Source organism: Streptomyces sp. NPDC057877 (genome assembly GCF_042796855.1).
In the GTDB taxonomy this organism is placed as follows: domain Bacteria; phylum Actinomycetota; class Actinomycetes; order Streptomycetales; family Streptomycetaceae; genus Streptomyces.
The window spans coordinates 127809-146051 of the sequence record NZ_JBHVMS010000008.1 but is presented as its reverse complement, the minus strand read 5'-3'; the positions used below and the strand labels follow the sequence as shown (position 1 = coordinate 146051).

At 72.3% G+C, this 18243-nt stretch carries 20 protein-coding genes; 12 read left to right on the top strand and 8 right to left on the bottom strand.

Annotated elements, in window-relative coordinates:
• Positions 1–80 precede the first annotated feature (80 nt).
• The 3 genes from ACFVQG_RS24895 to ACFVQG_RS24885 are packed head-to-tail and all read right to left on the bottom strand — an operon-like array spanning position 81 to position 2964.
• Positions 81–758, bottom strand: coding sequence for a maleylpyruvate isomerase family mycothiol-dependent enzyme (locus tag ACFVQG_RS24895; RefSeq protein ID WP_383387433.1), 678 nt, complete (start codon positions 756–758; stop codon positions 81–83).
• A 29-nt stretch (positions 759–787) separates the two neighbouring features.
• Entirely contained in the window at positions 788–2548 is a 1761-nt protein-coding gene (locus tag ACFVQG_RS24890; protein ID WP_383387431.1) for a caspase domain-containing protein, read from the bottom strand.
• Positions 2548–2964 (bottom strand): hypothetical protein, encoded by a 417-nt coding sequence (locus ACFVQG_RS24885; protein ID WP_383387429.1) that lies wholly within the window; start codon positions 2962–2964, stop codon positions 2548–2550. The genes ACFVQG_RS24890 and ACFVQG_RS24885 overlap by 1 nt, the downstream gene beginning before the upstream one ends.
• 150 nt (positions 2965–3114) lie before the next feature.
• Between ACFVQG_RS24885 and ACFVQG_RS24880 the strand changes: the two genes are divergently transcribed.
• The 3 genes from ACFVQG_RS24880 to ACFVQG_RS24870 are packed head-to-tail and all read left to right on the top strand — an operon-like array spanning position 3115 to position 5485.
• The gene (locus ACFVQG_RS24880; protein ID WP_383387428.1) at positions 3115–3762 is read left to right on the top strand and encodes a hypothetical protein; all 648 of its coding nucleotides are present in this window, start codon (positions 3115–3117) and stop codon (positions 3760–3762) included.
• Positions 3763–3790: 28 nt separating this feature from the next.
• A complete protein-coding gene (locus ACFVQG_RS24875; RefSeq protein WP_383387426.1) occupies positions 3791–4900 on the top strand; it encodes a GNAT family N-acetyltransferase in 1110 nt (369 codons plus the stop codon).
• 3 nt (positions 4901–4903) lie between these two features.
• Positions 4904–5485 carry a Uma2 family endonuclease gene (locus ACFVQG_RS24870; RefSeq protein ID WP_383387424.1) on the top strand — a complete coding sequence of 194 codons (582 nt, stop codon included), beginning with the start codon at positions 4904–4906 and terminating at the stop codon, positions 5483–5485.
• On the opposite strand, the gene ACFVQG_RS24865 is transcribed toward ACFVQG_RS24870, so the two are convergent.
• Together ACFVQG_RS24865 and ACFVQG_RS24860 are read right to left on the bottom strand one after the other, a co-directional pair.
• Entirely contained in the window at positions 5482–5748 is a 267-nt protein-coding gene (locus ACFVQG_RS24865; protein WP_383387422.1) for a DUF4031 domain-containing protein, read from the bottom strand. The two genes, ACFVQG_RS24870 and ACFVQG_RS24865, sit on opposite strands and share 4 nt — an antisense overlap.
• Positions 5745–6125 (bottom strand): hypothetical protein, encoded by a 381-nt coding sequence (locus ACFVQG_RS24860; RefSeq protein ID WP_383387420.1) that lies wholly within the window; start codon positions 6123–6125, stop codon positions 5745–5747. The genes ACFVQG_RS24865 and ACFVQG_RS24860 overlap by 4 nt, the downstream gene beginning before the upstream one ends.
• A gap of 55 nt (positions 6126–6180) precedes the next feature.
• On the opposite strand from ACFVQG_RS24860, the gene ACFVQG_RS24855 reads away from it, so the two are divergent.
• Both ACFVQG_RS24855 and murQ read left to right on the top strand, forming a co-directional pair.
• Positions 6181–7125, top strand: a complete 945-nt coding sequence (locus ACFVQG_RS24855) for a MurR/RpiR family transcriptional regulator (protein WP_383387418.1) — start codon at positions 6181–6183, stop codon at positions 7123–7125.
• Positions 7126–7168: 43 nt separating this feature from the next.
• Entirely contained in the window at positions 7169–8110 is a 942-nt protein-coding gene (gene murQ / locus ACFVQG_RS24850) for an N-acetylmuramic acid 6-phosphate etherase (RefSeq protein WP_383387416.1), read from the top strand.
• 7 nt (positions 8111–8117) lie between these two features.
• On the opposite strand, the gene ACFVQG_RS24845 is transcribed toward murQ, so the two are convergent.
• Positions 8118–8486, bottom strand: coding sequence for a hypothetical protein (locus ACFVQG_RS24845; RefSeq protein ID WP_383387414.1), 369 nt, complete (start codon positions 8484–8486; stop codon positions 8118–8120).
• Positions 8487–8601: 115 nt separating this feature from the next.
• Between ACFVQG_RS24845 and ACFVQG_RS24840 the strand changes: the two genes are divergently transcribed.
• From ACFVQG_RS24840 to ACFVQG_RS24820, 5 genes are all read left to right on the top strand, one after another.
• Positions 8602–9441 carry a Scr1 family TA system antitoxin-like transcriptional regulator gene (locus ACFVQG_RS24840; RefSeq protein ID WP_383387411.1) on the top strand — a complete coding sequence of 280 codons (840 nt, stop codon included), beginning with the start codon at positions 8602–8604 and terminating at the stop codon, positions 9439–9441.
• Positions 9425–9631, top strand: coding sequence for a DUF397 domain-containing protein (locus ACFVQG_RS24835; protein WP_383387407.1), 207 nt, complete (start codon positions 9425–9427; stop codon positions 9629–9631). Before ACFVQG_RS24840 ends, ACFVQG_RS24835 begins: the two co-directional genes overlap by 17 nt.
• 194 nt (positions 9632–9825) lie before the next feature.
• Complete coding sequence (locus ACFVQG_RS24830; RefSeq protein ID WP_383387403.1) at positions 9826–10299, top strand: DUF5707 domain-containing protein; 474 nt, start codon at positions 9826–9828, stop codon at positions 10297–10299.
• A 107-nt stretch (positions 10300–10406) separates the two neighbouring features.
• Positions 10407–10925 carry a DinB family protein gene (locus tag ACFVQG_RS24825; protein WP_383387401.1) on the top strand — a complete coding sequence of 173 codons (519 nt, stop codon included), beginning with the start codon at positions 10407–10409 and terminating at the stop codon, positions 10923–10925.
• Positions 10926–11033: 108 nt separating this feature from the next.
• Positions 11034–11603 (top strand): hypothetical protein, encoded by a 570-nt coding sequence (locus tag ACFVQG_RS24820; protein ID WP_383387399.1) that lies wholly within the window; start codon positions 11034–11036, stop codon positions 11601–11603.
• A gap of 203 nt (positions 11604–11806) precedes the next feature.
• Here ACFVQG_RS24820 and ACFVQG_RS24815 read toward each other — a convergent pair whose 3' ends face one another.
• Positions 11807–12931, bottom strand: a complete 1125-nt coding sequence (locus ACFVQG_RS24815; protein ID WP_383387397.1) for an NADH:flavin oxidoreductase — start codon at positions 12929–12931, stop codon at positions 11807–11809.
• A gap of 218 nt (positions 12932–13149) precedes the next feature.
• Here ACFVQG_RS24815 and ACFVQG_RS24810 point away from each other — a divergent pair, with 218 nt between their 5' ends.
• Both ACFVQG_RS24810 and ACFVQG_RS24805 read left to right on the top strand, forming a co-directional pair.
• Complete coding sequence (locus ACFVQG_RS24810) at positions 13150–14604, top strand: glycosyltransferase (RefSeq protein ID WP_383387395.1); 1455 nt, start codon at positions 13150–13152, stop codon at positions 14602–14604.
• A 100-nt stretch (positions 14605–14704) separates the two neighbouring features.
• Entirely contained in the window at positions 14705–16228 is a 1524-nt protein-coding gene (locus ACFVQG_RS24805; protein ID WP_383387393.1) for a polysaccharide deacetylase family protein, read from the top strand.
• A gap of 85 nt (positions 16229–16313) precedes the next feature.
• On the opposite strand, the gene groL is transcribed toward ACFVQG_RS24805, so the two are convergent.
• On the bottom strand, positions 16314–17936 hold the full coding sequence (gene groL, locus ACFVQG_RS24800) for a chaperonin GroEL (protein WP_383387391.1): 1623 nt from the start codon (positions 17934–17936) through the stop codon (positions 16314–16316).
• Positions 17937–18243 lie beyond the last annotated feature (307 nt).

Here is an 18243-nt window from a genome sequence, read left to right as displayed (position 1 = left end):
AGTCGGCCGTAGACAGTCGGCCGCAGACAGCCAGCCGCAGACAGCCAGCCAGCCGTATCAGCCGTATCAGCCGCAGACAGTCAGCCGTAAATGTTCAGCTCCCCCGCCTCCACCCCCGCCAGCTCGTACCCCGTCCCCTCCGGCACCGCGCGCCCCGCGTACAGCCGTACGAGGGTCGCCGCGTCGCCGATGTAGCGGGCGGGGGTGCGCTCGCCGCCGCCGTCACCCAGCAGCAGCGGCTCGTCGAGGTCGTCGAGGTCGGCGTGGAGCGGCACATGCCCCCGCTCCCGGGTCACCCAGGCGAGCAGCTCCAGGGCGTGCGGCAGCCCCGGCCCTGCGTACGCCTCCGGCAGCCCGAGCGCCTCGCGCACATCCCCGGCGTGCACCCACTCGCCCAGCGCCAGCCCGTCCAGCAGCCCGCCGCTGCGGGCCAGCACCGGCCCCGTCTCCGTCATCCCGCGCTCCAGCTCGTCCAGCACCTGGGCGTGGGTCCACTCGGCGCGCTCGGCGATGTCCCGGTCGTTCGACTCCGACGAGAAGACACCTTCCTCGAACCGTTTCTCCAGCACCCGGTCGAGCGCCGCCGAACAGTGCGCGAGCACCTCCCGCACCGTCCACCCCGGACACGCCGCCACCGGCAGCCCGAAGTCGGCCTCAGCCCGCCCGCGCAGCACCGGCAGCAGCGCGTCCCGCTCGACGACCAGCAGCCGTCCCGGCAGCTCGGCGTCCCGTCCGTTGTGCACATCCACAGCAGTCATGCGCCCCACGCTAGGGCCTTGACGGGCGCTCACGCGGTGTTCGGCGGCAGGTTCACGGCGGCGGCGTCGGCGAGCCGCGTGCCCATCCGGCAGAGGCCGTCCGAGGGGTGGTCCTCGTCGCCGCGCAGGGTGATGTCCAGCGTCTCGGCCAGCGACGGGTGCGCGCTGTCGGAGAACGTCCGCTGCACCACCCGTACCCGGCACGTGTCCTCCCCGTCCGCCTCCGGCCGCACGAACGCGCGGCGTCCGCGGATCCGGGTGGGCGTCCCGTCCTCGGACGTGGGCGGCAGGCCCCGGTCGAAGCGCACGTCGACCTGGAGGTGGCTGGTGGTGCTCCAGTACTTGCAGACCCAGTTGGAGAACCCGGGGTCGGGCTCGTCCGCGTCGATGCCGGGGACGATCTCCAGCGCCGTGGGGTCCAGCACGTCGCAGGCGTTGCTCTCGAACAGCGAGTCGTCCGGGAACGCGTACGTACGCCGGGGAACCTTCCCCTCGTTGAGGACGTCGGCCGCGTGCCGGACGGCGGCGTCGGCCATGTCGCACAGGGGATGCGCCCCGTCGTCGTACGTCTTCGCCACGACCTTCACGGTGGCGTCGTCCCCCTCCGGCAGCAGCTCCCGGGTGCACTCGTCGCTCTCCTCCGGCAGCTCCACCACCGTGACGCGGCCCGTGGTCCGGGTGGCGGCGCCGGGCGGGTCCTGGCCGCCGTCGAACTCCACCACGACGTCGACCTCGTCGCCGTCCGGCCGCTCCACCAGGACGTCACAGCGGTCGAAGCCCCCGTACACGGCGTCCAGGGTGGTCTCCCCGAACCGGCCCAGCGCGGCGGCGGAGGTGAGCGCGCAGGGGTCGGCGCTGCGGCCGTCCCCGATGGCGGGCGGCCGGGCCCCGGGGCTGCCCTCCGACGAGACCCACAGCGGCGAGAAGGCGGAGACGGCCGCCACGACCGCCGCCGCCGCGGACCAGCGTGCCGCCCGCGGGGAGGGTGCCCGCCAGGACACCGCCTCGGGACCCGGGGGGACGGTGACCGCCTCACCGGAGGGCCGACGGTTGCGGACGAGGGCGATCTCATGGCCGACGCCGATCGCCAGGTCCTTGGGCTCCTGGCGGCCGGTCGCGCGCAGGGCGTCCCTCACCTGGACGAAGACGTCCCGCATGGGCAGCGGGTCGGGTGCGCCCGGTACGCCCTGGTCGATGGCGCGGATGAGGGCCCCGGTGAACGCCGGGTACCGCTCCTCGGGTGGCGCGTAGGCCAGCTCGTGGGCCGCGCACGCCGTCATCAGGTACGTCCGCTCGATGACCGCGTGCTGGGCGATGTCCCGTGGGCCGCCGCTGCCCATGCTCCCGGTGACGGCGGTTCCGGAGAAGCAGCAGTCGAGGACGACCACCTGGTTCCGGGCCCTGCGCTCGTCCACCAGGACCCTCCTCAGGTCGCGGTACCTGACCGCGCCGTAGAGCCCGTCCGGATGTGCCGTCGGCAGCATGAGGCACAGGTCGCCGCCGTCGACCGGCCAGCCGTGGCCCGCGAAGTAGACGAGCAGGGTGTCGGTGGCCTCCCGGGCGGCGTCGCACACGGCTCGCAGGACGTCGTCCGACGACTCGGGGTCGTACAGGACCTCACAATGCTTCCCGTCCAGTCCCCAGACGGCGCGATCGGTCAGCAGCCGCCCGAGTCTCCGCACGCCGGTGGCCACCGACGGCAGCGGCTCGAGCCCCGGAGCCCGCGTGCCCCGGTAGCCGCTCACGCCGATGAGAACCGCACGTGACCTGCGAGGATCCGACTGCGCCACTACGCGGGCCCCCGTTCGTCGCGCGCCTCGGTGCCGTCGTCCTGGAGCAGCTCCGTGATGAGGCGGGTCGTCGCCTCGTCGCACCTGCCCCGCACGGTGATCGAACGCCCGTTCGCGGTGAAGGTCACGGAGGGAGCGGAAGGATCGCGGGAACCGGAGGGAGCGGACGGCCGGGCGGCGCGCCAGGCGGCGTAGGAGAGGGCGAGGTTCAGCGCGGCGATGCCCTGCCCGACGACGAGTTCCACGACGTCGTACGCCGCCATGGTCGTACTCGCCCCCCGGTCCGCACCGCCCGCCCGCGAGCGCCCCAGGCTCACCTCCGCGTGCCGACGGACGCGCGGGTCCCGGCGCAGCCAGCGGTACAGGTCGGCGGTGGCGGGTCCACCACCGCGACCGACCTGGATCTCGATGCGCATGGATGTCTCCTCGGGGATTCCGCTGGGCGTCGGGGCATCACACCGTAGGGATCACCGCCCTTGTCCCTCAGGGGAGTTGGCGGGGCTCACCCGAACGTGGGAGTCGCGCGTCGCGGCGCCGGGGACCGGCACGGCGGCCACAATGGGTCCATGGCCGATGATCTCGACGCCCTGCGCACCCGTTTCGTCCGTGCCCTTCAGGGAGCCCGGGGCCCCGAAGGCGCCCCCGACCCGGCCCCGTACGCCGACAACCTCCTCGCCCGCTGGGCGGAGCCACAGCGCCGCTATCACACGCTGGCCCACCTCACCGCGGTCCTCGACCACATCGACGTGCTGGAGGAGTACGCCGCCGACCCGGACGTGGTGCGTCTGGCGGCCTGGTTCCACGACGCCGTCTACTTCCCCGACCGCTCCGAGAACGAGGAACGGTCCGCCCGGCTCGCCGAGCGCGCCCTGCCGGAGGCCGGGGTGCCGGAGGGGAAGACCGCGGAGGTGGCCCGGCTGGTCCGGCTGACCGTCACGCACGACCCGGCCGCCGACGACCCCGACGGCCAGGTCCTGTGCGACGCCGACCTGGCGGTCCTCGCCGCCGCGCCGTCCGCGTACGCCGCCTACACGGCCGCCGTCCGGGAGGAGTACGGCTTCGTCCCGAACGACGCGTTCCGGGAGGGCCGTACCGCCGTACTGCGCCAACTCCTCGCCCTGCCCCGCCTGTTCCACACCCCCTACGGGACGGAGCACTGGGAGCCGACCGCGCGCTACAACCTCACCGGCGAGCTGGAAATGCTGTCGTCCTGACGGCACCGGCCGGTCTAGCCTGCTCGGCATGCGGATCACAGGCGGGGAACAGGTACGGCAGGCTGTCACGGACGCGGTGACGGTGCTGGGCACGGCGACCGAGCGGGACTGGGGCGCCACCAGGGCGGGGTCACTGGAGTGGAGCTGCCGGGAGACGGCGGCGCACATAGCCAGCGACCTGATCGCCTACGCGGGGAACCTGGCGGGACGGGCACAGGACGCGTACGTCCCCTTCCAGATCAACGTCGACGGCTCGGACGACGGCCTCGACCCGGCCGACAACGCGGGCCTGCTGCACGTCATCGAGACCACCGGCGCCCTGTTCACCGCCACGCTCGACACCACGCCCCGCGCCACCCGCGCCTTCCACCCGTACCCGTTCCGCAGCGCGAACCGCGAGGGCTTCGCCGCGATGGGCATCGCCGAGGTGCTGCTGCACACGCACGACATGGCCGAGGGCCTGGGCCTGCCGCCCTACCAGCCGCCCGCCGACCTCTGCGCGTTCGTCCTGACGCGGATCTTCCCGCACGTCCGCCCGGGCCCCGACCACTGGACCACCCTGCTGTGGGCGACGGGCCGCGCCGACCTGCCCGGCCGCCCCCGCCTGACCGAGTGGCGCTGGAGCAACAACCTCGTCCTCCCCGCCGAACGCCTCACCCTGGAGGGCGTCACCCCGGCCGTCGCGGCCGACCTCGCGGCGGGCGGCGACGGCGGCTTCGACTGGCTCGCGGGCGGCCCCATCGACGGCACCCGCGAGGGCGCCGGGCTCCTCCTGAAGCAGTACGAGGCCGGGACGCACCGCCCCGAGTGGGGCATGTACGTCCTCGTACGCCCCGACGACGACCGCGCCCTCGGCGCGATGGGCTTCCACGGCGTCCCCGACGCGGACGGCCGCGTCGAGATCGGCTACGACCTCACCGAGCCCGCCCGGGGCCACGGCTACGCCACCGAGGCCCTGCGCACCCTGGCGGCCTGGGCCCTGTCCCGCGAGGAGGTCGAGATCGTGTTCGCGACGGTGGAACGGGAGAACACCAAGTCCCAGGCCGTGCTGGAACGGGCCGGGTTCACGCGGGTGAGCGCGGCGGATGACGACGGTGGGCTTTACGCGTACGAGCTGCGGGCCAGTCGTTATCGTTGAGCCATGACCGCACTACCCGACTGGATGCGCCCGCCGCGCGAGGAAGGCTGGGTCGCGGAGGACTTGGACCGCCTCCCCGAGGCACCCCGCCACACCGAGCTGATCGACGGAGCCCTCGTTTTCATGATGTCGCCCCAGCGATGGTGGCACGGCCACCTCGTCACCATGCTCGCCGTCGCCCTCATGGAGCAGGCGCCCAGCGACGTCAGGGTCGGTCGTGAGATGACCATAAGGCTCGACGAGCGAAACCGGCCCGAGCCGGATCTGCTCCTGACAACCGCCGCCTACGCCAAGGACCGCACCTGGTTCACACCGGATGAGGTGCAACTTGCCATCGAAGTAGTCTCACCCGAGTCCGCCCACCGCGACCGCACCGTCAAGCTGCGCAAGTACGCGGAGGCGGGCATCCCGCACTACTGGTGCGTCGAGGAGGAGCACGGCGCCCCCGTCGTCCACGTCTACGAACTCGACGGACCGACCGGCGTCTACGCGCCCGCGGGCATCTTCCGCGGCACCCTGAAGCGTCCCGTCCCCTTCGAGATCAGCCTCGACCTGGACAAGCTCATCCCGCCGACGAGCGACTAGGCACTCCGCCCCTTGGGCCTGCGCAACCCCGACTCCGTGAGCAGCCGTACCACCTCGCGGCTGCTCACCTCCACCGCGCCCGCGGCGACCGCGTCCGGGTAGCGGTGGGACGGGAGGTCGTAGTGGTCGCGCTCGAAGGCGCGCCGGGGGACGCCCAAGCCCGCGGCGAAGACGTGCAGTTCGTCGAAGGAGTGGTCGCTGACGAGGTGGGACCACAGGTGGCCGTGGCCCGGCCAGGTGGGCGGGTCGATGTAGAGGGTCACGACGAGGCGAACATCCCGCCCGTGCCCAGGGAGCCGACCGCGGCGACCTTCACGCCCGCCTGGTGGCAGACCCAGTGCGGGTCGGGGCCCAGTTCCGGTTCGATCTCCAGGGCGTGCGGGTCGCCGGTGCCGCACACCGGGCACAGCGGCCAGCGGCCGTACCGCTCCAGCAGGGCGTCCTGTACGTCCTGTGCCACCAGCCCGGCGAGGAACTCGGCGCCGTCCGGCCACTGCTCGACCCACCAACGGCGCTGCGCCACGGACTCCTCCACCAGCGACACCACATCCGCCTCGGCGACCTCACGGGCCACCAGATCGGCGAGCACCAGGGCGCGGGCGGCGTGCAGGGCTTGTTCCAGGGGGCTGACGGGGTCCATGCCCCCATTGTGCGCACTCTTGACCAGCCCGCCGAACTGAAAATACCTTTCACATGTGACCCGGAACGTGAAGGAAACTTCCGACGGAGCCTTCGAGGGCGGGAAGGCGACCCCGTCCCCTCCCGCCCCCGCAGCCCTCGCCGCCAAGGTACGCACCCTCGCCCCCTCGATGACCCGCTCCATGCAGCGCGTCGCCGAGGCCGTCGCGCACGACCCGGCGGGCTGCGCGGCCCTCACGGTCACCGGTCTCGCCGAACTCACCGGCACCAGCGAGGCCACCGTCGTACGCACCGCCCGCCTCCTCGGCTACCCCGGCTACCGCGATCTGCGCCTCGCCCTCGCGGGCCTCGCCGCCCAGCAGCAGTCCGGCCGCGCGCCCGCCATCACGACCGACATCGCGGTGGACGACCCCATCGCCGACGTCGTGGCGAAACTGGCCTACGACGAACAGCAGACCCTCGCCGACACCGCCGCCGGACTCGACACCACCCAGCTCGGCGCCGCCGTCACCGCCCTCGCCGCCGCCCGCCGCACCGACGTGTACGGCATCGGCGCGTCCGGCCTGGTCGCGCAGGACCTCACCCAGAAGCTGCTGCGCATAGGCCTGATAGCGCACGCCCACAGCGATCCGCACCTCGCCGTCACCAACGCCGTGCAACTGCGCGCCGGGGACGTGGCGATCGCCATCACCCACTCGGGTTCGACCGGCGACGTCATAGAGCCGTTGCGGGTCGCCTTCGAACGCGGCGCCACGACCGTCGCCATCACCGGCCGCCCGGACTCGCCCGTCACGCAGTACGCCGACCACGTACTGACGACGGCCACCTCGCGTGAGACCGAACTCCGCCCCGCCGCGATGTCGTCCCGGACCAGCCAGCTGCTGGTCGTGGACTGCCTGTTCGTCGGCGTGGCCCAGCGCACCTACGAGACCGCGGCCCCGGCCCTGTCGGCCTCGTACGAGGCGCTGGCGCACCGGCACCGGAGCGCTCCACGCGGCTGAAGCCCACCTCACTGCCACTGACGTCGAAGAGAGCCGCCTCTCCATGACCTCCTCCACCTCCGACCCCCGCGATCTGCGCGCCCAGTTGGAGACCCTGACCACCGAGGCCTTCCGCCCCGACCTGGCCGACATCGACCGCCTGCCCACCGTCGAGGTGGCCCGTCTGATGAACGCCGAGGACACCACCGTCCCGGCCGCCGTCTCCCGACGCCTCCCCGAGATCGCCGCGGCCATCGACGCGGTCGCGGCGCGGATGGCGCGGGGCGGGCGCCTGATCTACGCGGGCGCGGGCACGGCGGGCCGCCTGGGCGTGCTGGACGCCTCCGAATGCCCGCCCACCTTCAACACGTACGCCGGTCAGGTCGTCGGTCTGATCGCGGGCGGCCCCGAGGCCATGGTCACGTCCTCCGAGGGCGCCGAGGACTCCCGCGAGCTGGCCACCGCCGACCTGACCGCGCTCGGCCTCACCCCCGAGGACACCGTGGTCGGCGTCTCCGCGTCCGGCCGCACCCCGTACGCGGTCGGCGCGGTGGAGCACGCGCGCGTGCGGGGCGCCCTGACGGTCGGCCTGGCCTGCAACGAGAACAGCGCGCTGGCCGCCGCCGCGCACCACGGCATCGAGATCGTGACCGGTCCCGAGCTGCTCACCGGCTCCACCCGCCTCAAGGCGGGCACGGCACAGAAGCTCGTCCTCAACATGATCTCCACGATCACGATGATCCGCCTGGGCAAGACCTACGGGAACCTGATGGTCGACGTCCGCGCCTCCAACGCCAAGCTCCGCGCCCGCTCCCACCGCATCGTCGCCCTGGCGACCGGAGCCGACGACGCCGAGATCGAGGCGGCGCTGACGGCGACGGACGGCGAGACGAAGAACGCCATCCTCGTCGTGCTGGCGGGGGTGGACGGGGAGACGGCGGCCCGTCTGCTGACCGAGTCGGGCGGTCACCTGCGTACGGCCCTCGCGGCGGCGACGGGCGGCTAGGGTCGCCTCACCACCGACCGGTCCAGCTACCCCGGTTGACCAGCCGGACGTGCTCCCGCAGCACCTCGTCCTGCCGCGCGGCCCGCAACAGCTCGGGCGGACAGTCCCACTCCCGCCCACCCCCGAGGGGCCGCAGCTGCACCGCACTGCCCACGTGCCCCATCACCTCCCCGAGCCGGTCGTCCCGCTCGTCCACCACGTACCCGCCGACCACGGGCCGCTCCCCGCGCAACGCCGACGCCAGCCGGTCGGCGACGCGGGTGTTGCAGCGCCCGAGGTCGACCAGGACCGAGTCCACCCGAAGACCGGGCAACACGACACCGACGCCCAAGAGCGCCTTCCTCAGGGACCCCACGACCTCTTCCGTCGACCGCACGCGCCTCACCTCTCCACGCAGAGTTCACTGTTCACCACACAGCGTGTTGGGTACGGCTCTAACCTGGCCATACGAGTCCGCCCAACAACCTCGTATGCCGGACCGGGAGTCGCCCATGCCAGGACCGAAGGACCTCGACCCGTCGTCGTCACCCCGTGCGCTGCTGGGGGCGGAGCTGCGGCACGCACGGGAGAAGGCCGGGCTCAGTCAGGAGGAGTTGGGGCTGAGGGTGTTCGTGAGTGGGGCGTTCATCGGCCAACTGGAGGCGGGTACGCGGCGGATGCAGCCGGAACATGCGCGGATGTTGGATGAGGTGCTGGGGACGGATGACTTCTTCTCGCGGAACTGCAAGGCCGCGGCCAAGTCGCGCTATCCGGAGCATTTCGCGGAAGCGGTAGAGGCTGAGGCGATCGCCACGACGATCCGGGAGTACGCGCCACTGCTGATCCCGGGGCTGCTCCAGACCGCCGCGTACGCACGAGCTGTTAACCGCGCCTACGCCCCGACGGCTCCGGAGGAAGTCATCGACGAGTGGGTCCAAGGCCGGATGGCAAGGACCCGTCTACTCGACCATCCAACAAAACCCGCGTTGTGGGTCGTCCTTGACGAGGCGGCCCTGCGCCGCATGACAGGCGGTCGGGCAGTGATGGCAGAAGCCCTGCGCCACGTCTCGGAACTAGCTCACCGGAACCGGGTCATGGTGCAGGTGCTGCCGTTCAGCGCGGGAGGGCATGCGGCGATGAAGGGTGACCTGAAGCTGATGGACTTCGAGGACGCCCCTCCGCTGGTCTACTTCGAAGGGGTCGGCGCCGGACGCCTGGAGGACGACCCGGCCACCACCGCCCGAATGAGGCTCACCTTCGAACTCCTCACTGCCACCGCACTCTCGCCGAGGGAGTCCCTAGCCCTGCTCGAAACGTTGGCGCAGGATTACGCACATGAGGAACATCCCTAACTTCGACCTGAGCACGGCAATCTGGCGCAAGTCCAGCTATAGCGGAGGCGGCGGCGACAACTGCCTGGAAGTAGCCGACGGCCATCCCACCCTCATCGCCGTCCGCGACTCCAAGAACCCTCACGGCCCGAAGCTCGCGTTCCGGACAACGGCATGGCGGGCATTCGTGGCCAACCTCAAGCACACGTAACTCCCAAACAACCGTTGGGGGCCGCCTGATGAGTTGCTCCCTGCCTCCGTCGCTCCCGTACTCACTCGATCCTGTTGCCGTGCGGGCAGGCGGATGAGTCGGCGTACTCATGCCCCGGGGACGCCGTGCGCCACACCATGGAGTCAGTGAACAGCGCGTTCACTCTCCAACTCAGCATCTCCCAGGGGGATCCCATGTCCGCTCGTCTGCTGGTCTCTTCGCTCGCCGGTGTCGCCGTACTGGGCGGTGCGGCAGCCGCCACCTTCGCCCTGGTCGGCTCGGCCGACGCCGCCCCCTCGCGGCCGACGATCGACAAGGCCTCGGCCACCTCGGTGGAGGTGGGGACGACGGGGACCGGTACCTTCACGTTCACGGCGACCGTGGCCGATGACTCGGGCATCAAGGGCGTGAAGGTGCTGCCCTGGCCGAGGAGTTCCCAGCTCGACCCCACGGCAGCCGAGATGAAGCACACGGAGAGCGCCACCTGCGAGGCCACCTCGGCGACGACCTCGGTGTGCACCTACACCCTGCCGGGGGGCGCGCAGGAGGACGCCGCCAGCATGCCTTCCGGCACCTGGAACATGGCGGTCCTGGTCACCGCGAAGGACGGCGACACGACCTACGCCGCCCAGGCCACCACCTTCACGGTGACGCACAAGAACGGCTGACCGGCCCCACCCCGATCCCCCGGCCAAGGCGGACAGGATCTGACCTACTCGACGCCTACCGTCATGACTCGACCGACGGAAGAAAACTCTCCACGGAGGACGAGCCCATGACCACCACCCCCGACGAGCGCACCGACCTGCTGGAGACGCTCGCCAAGCACCGCGACTTCCTGCGCTTCACCACCCGTGACCTCACCGACGAGCAGGCCGGGAAGCAGACCACGGTCAGTGCGCTGTGCCTCGGCGGGTTGATCAAGCACGTGACGTCGGTGGAGCGCGGATGGTCCAACTTCATCGTCGAGGGGCCCTCCGCGATGGGCGACTTCGACGCGATGACCGAGGCCGACTTCGCCCGGCGGGCCGACGAGTTCCGGATGCTTCCGGGTGACACCCTGGCCGGTGTGCTCGACGCGTACGCCGAGGTCGCCCGCAGGACCGACGAACTGGTCCGCACACTGCCCGACCTCAACGCCGCCCACCCGCTGCCCAAGGCCCCCTGGTTCGAGCCCGGCGCCCGGTGGTCGGCCCGCAGGGCGCTGCTGCACATCATCGCCGAGACCTCGCAGCACGCGGGTCACGCCGACATCATCCGGGAGTCCCTGGACGGCGCGAAGACGATGGGCTGAGTTCCCGGGAACGGACGAGAGGGGAGGGGAGGGCAGGCGGAGGGGCGACGGGAGCCCCGAAGAACGGCGGGCCCTCCCCCTCCCCCTCCCCAATGTGACCATGGAGTCATGAACCACGCCCAGCTCACCGCCCTAGGCCGCGCCCTCCGCCTCCTCGGCGAGCACGGCGACGCGCTCACCGGCGACACCCCGGACACCAAGCTGCACGAGGTGAAGGCGGACCTCAAGCGCGCCCTTGACCTGCTGGAAGAGGGTGTGACCGGCGCCGCGCCCAGTACCCGGTGTGCCGAGCATCCGACCGGCCCCGTCGACGAGAGCGCCCCCGATCTGTGCCTGCTCTGTGAGACCCGGCGCCGGGCGGCCCGGCGGGCGGAGTTCAACGGGCCCGCCGCCCAGCACCAGCGCACCGAGCCCGCCCCCTCCCGCTACGGCACCCGTGCCGACCGCCCCCAGCCCCAGCAGCGCTGGCTGCCGGAGCTGTGGAACGGCCAGGAGTGGCAGCTGTGCGGCACCCCGCGCCGCGACCGCCGCGAGGCGGAGCTGTACATCGCCGCCCAGCGCCGCGGATCGCGGCCCGCGATGGCGTACCGGCTGGTGCACGAGTTCACCGACTACGAGGTGCTGCAGGTCTGGGGCACCCCGGTGCGGGTGGACATCGAGCCGATGGGCAACCTCTAGGCGCGGCCCGCGGTCACCGTCTCCTCCGGCCGCGCGACGCGTGGGGCCGGGCCGCCCGCCCCCTGCCGCGGGAGGACGCCGCGACCGCGAACGCCAGCAGCGCCGCCCCGGCGCCCACCACCAGCACCGTACGGCGTTCCGCGAGGGCACCGACAGCGGGCCGAATGACTCGGGCAAAGCCTTCCGGACGCCCCCGGCACCCCTCAGCTCAGCGTCCGCAGCGACGCCGCGTCATACGCCTTCAGCTCGTCCAGCCGCCCCTCGAGCACCTTCGCCGCCCACTCCGGGTCATGGAGCACCGCCCGGCCGACCGCCACCAGGTCGAACTCGTCGCGCTCCAGCCGGTCCAGGAGGTCGTCGAGGCCGCTCACCGGCGCGCCCTCCCCCTGGAACGCCCTCTGGAAGTCACCGTCCAGGCCCACCGAACCGACGGTGATCGCGGTCTTGCCGGTCAACTTGCGCGTCCAGCCCGCCAGGTTGAGGTCGGAGCCCTCGAACTCCGGGACCCAGTAGCGGCGCGTGGAGGCGTGGAAGGCGTCGACACCGGCCGCGGCGAGCGGGGTGAGGATCGCCTCCAGTTCCTCGGGGGTGCCAGCCAGCTTGGCGTCGTAGAAGTCCGGCTTCCACTGGGAGTAGCGGAAGATCACCGGGAACTCCGGTGACACCCGCTCCCGTACGGCCGTCACCACCTCCGCCGCGAACTTCGTACGGGCGACCGGGTCACCGCCGTAGGCGTCGGTGCGGCGGTTGGTGCCCGACCAGAGGAACTGGTCGATGAGATAGCCGTGGGCGCCGTGCAGTTCGACGCCGTCGAAGCCGATGCGCTCGGCGGCGGCAGCGGCGTCCGCGAAGGCCTCGATCACCGCGTCCAGGTCGGACCGTGTCATCGCCTTGCCGGTCGGTTCGGCCGCGCCGATGCGCAGGCCGGACGGGCCGACCGCGGGAGCCTCGGGGAACGGCGGCTGACCCGCCTGGCGCACCATGCCGATGTGCCACAGCTGCGGCACGATCCGCCCGCCCGCCGCGTGCACCGCCTCGGCGACCTTCGCCCACCCGGCGAGCTGCTCGTCCCCGTGGAAGCGGGGGACGCGGTCGCTCTCCCCGGCCGACCCATGGCCGACGTAGGTGCCCTCGGTGACGATCAGCCCCACGCCCGCGGCGGCCCGGCGGGAGTAGTACGAGGCCACGTCCGCGCCGGGCACGCCACCCGGGGAGAACTTGCGCGTCATGGGGGCCATCACGATGCGGTTGGCGAGGGACAGTCCGTTGATCGCGGCGGGGCGGGAGAGGATCTCGGCGGCGCGGGTCGCGGGGGGCGCGGTGCTCATACGGGGCTCCTGGGGTCGGCGGCGAACTCTTTCCCACATCATATGCATGCGCATTTAATGCATACGCCTCAACCATCTCGGCCGCCCGCGCATTCCGGCACCCCGCACGGCAACCGGGTGAACCGGCGCCCGGTCCGGCACCGCATGCACCCCTCACCCCCACAGCACGCCGTAGATATCACCATGTGACATTTACGGCAAATGGAACAGAGAGCGGCATGACCGCCCCCCACGACCACGGGCCACCCCGCACCGGCGCTCCGGTCCGTCGCCTGCGCGCCTCCCTCGCGGTGCTGCCCGACCCCGAACGCAACGCCCTGGTACGCCTGCTCGCCCTCACCGCCCTGCTCCCGGTCCTCCTCCTGATCGCCCACCGCTCCACCCAACTGCCGTACCTCAAGGGCCCCGTCACCCTCTACGGCCTCACCGTGCTCACCGGCACCTGCTGTCTGCTCTACCTGGCCTACGTCCGCTACGACGACCCCGCCCTGCGCCCGCTGCGCCACCGCGCCCCCCGCCACGAGGAGTTCCCGCCGCTGCCCTCCCGGCCCCGGGTCAGCTTCCTGCTCGCCGTCAAGGACGAGGTGGGCAACGTCGAGGCGTGCGTGCGCTCGATGGCCGCGTCCGACTACCCGGACCTGCGGATCGTCGTCGTGAACGACGGCTCCGGCGACGGCACCGGCGCCGTCCTCGACCGCCTCGCGCGCGAACTGGACATCACCGTCCTCCATCTCGACCGCAACCTCGGCAAGAAGGCGGCCCTGGTGCGCGGCTGCGCGGTCGCCGACGGGGACGTGCTGGTGTTCACCGACTCCGACTGCGTCGTGGCACCGGACGCGGTACGGCTGTGCGTGGACGCCCTGGTCCGCCATCCCGACCTCGGCGCGGTCAGCGGTCACTGCCGCGCCCTGAACGTCCACGCCTCGCTGCTGGCCAGGGTCCAGGACATCTGGTACGAGGGACAGTTCCGGATCGCCAAGGCGGCCGAGGCGGCCTTCGGGTCCGTCACCTGCGTCTCCGGGCCGCTCGCCGCCTTCCGCCGGGACGCCGTCGTCAACTACCTGCCCGCCTGGGCCGAGGACCGGTTCGCGGGCGCGCCCTTCCGCTTCGCCACCGACCGCCAGCTCACCGGCTACGTCCTCGGCCAGGCCTGGCGCGGCGCCGCCCTGAAGCGACGGCACGCCGACTCGCCGTTCGTCAGCGCCGAGGACCACCCCGAGCGGCGGTGGCTGGTCGGCTACAGCCACGCCGCCCGGGTGTGGACGAACGTACCCGCCCGCTGGCGGCCCTTCCTGCACCAACAGGTCCGCTGGAAGAAAAGCTTCGTGCGCAACCTCTTCTTCACCGGCGGCTTCATGTGGCGCCGCGGCCCCGGCCCCGCCCTCCTCTTCTACGGCCACGCCCTGTGGGTCCTGGCCGCCCCCGCGCTGGTCTTCTGGCACCTGGTCTGGGCGCCCCTGCACTGGGCGGCCGGGCTCACCCTGCTCTACCTGTGCGGGGTCCTGCTCAAGGGCGCCCTGTGGGGGCTGGCCTACCGGCTGGACAACCCCGGCGACCGCCGCTGGCGCTACCGCCCCCTGATGAGCCTGCTCTCCGCGTGCGTCCTGGCCTGGCTACTGCCGTACGCCGTCCTCACCCTCCGACGCGGCATCTGGACGAGGAGCCCTGCATGAGACGAAACCTGGCCGTCCTCACCCGAGCGGCGACCACCATCCTGACCGTGTTCGCCCTCGCGGCCCTGTACCTCGTCGTACTGACCCGGGGCGGTCCCCTGTGACGGCCCGGGAGGCGCGCGGCCACGGCGCGCGTCACGTCCTCACCCGTACCGTGCCCGGCATCCTCACCGTCGCTCTCCTCGCCGCCCCGTTCGTGGCCGCCTGGCAGTACGACGCGCACCGGCGCTCGGTGTCCGCCCAGGCGCCCGCACCGGCCGGGGGCGCCCTGCCCGGGGTCCGCCCGGCAGCCGCGCGGCACACCGCCGCGCCCGTCGTGCTGGCGTACCACGACGTCACCCCCGACTCCGACAGCCGGTACGCGGTCACCCCCGAGCAGTTGGACGCCCACCTCGGCGCCCTGCGCGCGGCGGGCTACCGCGCCCTCAGCTCGGCGGAGTTCACCCGCTACCTGACGACCGGCCGCGCCCCCGCCCCCCGCACCGTCTACCTCACCTTCGACGACGGCACCCGGGGACTGTGGGCGTACGCGGACCCGATCCTCGCCAAGCACCGGATGCGCGCCGCCACGTACCTGATCACCGGCATGGTCGGCACCCGGCGCCCGTACTACCTCACCTGGGCGGAGATCGGGCGGCTGGCCGCCTCCGGGCGATGGGACTTCCAGGCGCACACCCACGACGGCCACCGCCGCGCCGCCGTCGACGCGGCCGGGCGGCGGGGCTCGGTGCTCGCCAACCGGCTGTGGCTGCCGGAGAAGGAACGGCTGGAGACCCCCGGCGAGTACCGCGACCGCGTCGGCCGGGACCTCGACCGCGCCGCCCGCGCGTTCGCCGCCCACTCCCTGCCCGCGCCCCGCCTCTTCGCCTATCCCTTCTCCGAGACGGGCCGGGCCTCCAACCTGCCCGGCGGCGGTACGCCGGTCCTGGAGCGGCTGCTGCGGGAACGGTTCACCGCGACGCTCACCAACACCGCCGCCCGCCCGCTGCCCGCGGGGGCACGGGCCGCGGCCACCGGTCAGGTGCAGCGGCTCGGGATGGTGGCCGACACCACCCCCGAGGCCCTGCTGCGCGAGGTCCGCGACAGGACGTCCCTCGCGCCGGGGGACGCACCAGAGCCGCTGCGCGAGCCGGGCCACTGGACGTTCCCGGACGGTCAGCGCGGCGCGCTGGGGGCGGTGACCGGCCTGGGCTCGGCACGGCGCACCTATGTCTCCGCGGCGCACCGGCCCTTCGCGACGGCGGACTGGGGCACCTACCGGGTCACGGCCCGCGCGGACGGCCTGGGCGCGGCGGGTACGAGCGTCTCCGTCCAGGTGGGGTACGGCAGTCGGCACCCGGGCACCCTCACGGTCAGCGGGCGCGGGCTGCGGTTCGTCCAGCGGCCGGACGGCGGTCCGCCCGAGGTGGCCGTCCGCGAGCTGGCACCCGCCGTCGAGCGGGAGCTGACCCTGCGGGTGACGCCCCGGTCGGTGCGGATCACGGTCGACGGCACCACGCTCGACGTCGCCCGTCCGGAGGGCGTCCCGGTGGCGTTGATGAGCGGCGGTATCGCGCTGGGCGTGCGCAACGAGGACCCGCAGCGCGCCTGGCCCCGCTTCACGTCCCTGCGGATCAGCCCCTGACAACGCCCGAGGGCGGCACCCCCTGGAGTTCCAGGAGGTGCCGCCCTCGGTACGTCGGTGGACGGTCGATCAACCCGAGGGTCGATCAGAAGTCCATGTCACCGCCGGGCATACCGCCACCGGCGGGCGCGGCGGCCTTCTCCGGCTTGTCGGCGATGACGGCCTCGGTGGTGAGGAACAGCGCGGCGATCGACGCGGCGTTCTGCAGCGCGGAGCGCGTCACCTTCGCCGGGTCGATGATGCCTTCCTTGACCAGGTCGACGTACTCACCGGTCGCGGCGTTCAGGCCGTGGCCCGGGGTGAGGTTGCGGACCTTCTCCACCACGACGCCGCCCTCGAGGCCGGCGTTCACGGCGATCTGCTTCAGCGGGGCCTCGAGCGCGAGCTTCACGGCCTGGGCGCCGGTCGCCTCGTCACCCTCCAGGTCCAGCTTCTCGAAGACCGAGGAGGCCTGGATGAGGGCCACGCCACCGCCGGCGACGATGCCCTCCTCGACGGCCGCCTTGGCGTTGCGGACGGCGTCCTCGATGCGGTGCTTGCGCTCCTTCAGCTCGACCTCGGTCGCGGCACCGGCCTTGATGACGGCCACGCCGCCCGCGAGCTTGGCCAGGCGCTCCTGGAGCTTCTCGCGGTCGTAGTCGGAGTCGCTGTTCTCGATCTCGGCGCGGATCTGGTTCACACGACCGGCGACCTGGTCGGCGGAGCCGGCACCGTCGACGATGGTGGTCTCGTCCTTGGTGATGACGACCTTGCGGGCGCGGCCCAGGAGGTCCAGGGTCGCGTTCTCCAGCTTGAGGCCGACCTCCTCGGAGATGACCTCGCCGCCCGTGAGGATGGCGATGTCGCCGAGCATGGCCTTGCGGCGGTCACCGAAGCCGGGAGCCTTGACGGCGACGGACTTGAAGGTGCCGCGGATCTTGTTGACGACCAGGGTCGACAGGGCCTCGCCCTCGACGTCCTCGGCGATGATCAGCAGCGGCTTGCCCGACTGCATGACCTTCTCCAGGAGCGGGAGCAGGTCCTTGACCGAGGAGATCTTGGAGTTGGCGATGAGGATGTACGGGTCCTCGAGCGACGCCTCCATGCGCTCCATGTCGGTCGCGAAGTAGGCGGAGATGTAGCCCTTGTCGAAGCGCATGCCCTCCGTCAGCTCGAGCTCCAGACCGAAGGTCTGGGACTCCTCGACGGTGATGACGCCTTCCTTGCCGACCTTGTCCATCGCCTCGGCGATCAGCTCGCCGATCTGGGTGTCGGCGGCGGAGATGGAGGCCGTGGAGGCGATCTGCTCCTTGGTCTCGACCTCCTTGGCCTGGTCGAGCAGCGCACCGGAGACGGCCTCGACGGCCTTCTCGATGCCGCGCTTCAGGGCCATCGGGTTGGCACCGGCGGCGACGTTGCGCAGGCCTTCCTTGACGAGGGCCTGGGCGAGGACGGTCGCGGTGGTCGTACCGTCACCGGCGACGTCGTCCGTCTTCTTGGCGACTTCCTTGACCAGCTCGGCGCCGATCTTCTCGTACGGGTCCTCGAGTTCGATCTCCTTGGCGATGGAGACACCGTCGTTGGTGATCGTGGGGGCGCCCCACTTCTTCTCGAGGACGACGTTGCGGCCCTTGGGGCCGAGCGTCACCTTCACGGCGTCCGCGAGCTGGTTCATGCCGCGCTCGAGGCCGCGCCGCGCCTCCTCGTCGAACGCGATGATCTTGGCCATGTGAAGTGGTCCCTCCAGGACTGGGGGTGATTCCTTCGGACCGCGCCCGCGCCCGCGACGGACGGCTCGCCTGCCGTGTGGTTCCTTGCCCCACCTGGCCTGCGGCCTCACCGACCCGGTCCTTCTTTGTCACTCTCACCTTCAGAGTGCTAACGCCAATGATTAGCACTCGACCCATGCGAGTGCAAGCGGCTACCGGGTTCCGGACGGGCGCTCAGCCGCCCGCGAACACCCCGCCGCACGGCCCCGCGCCCCCGGCCAGCACGAAGGGCCCGCACCAGCAGCGGTGACTGCTGGTGCGGGCCCT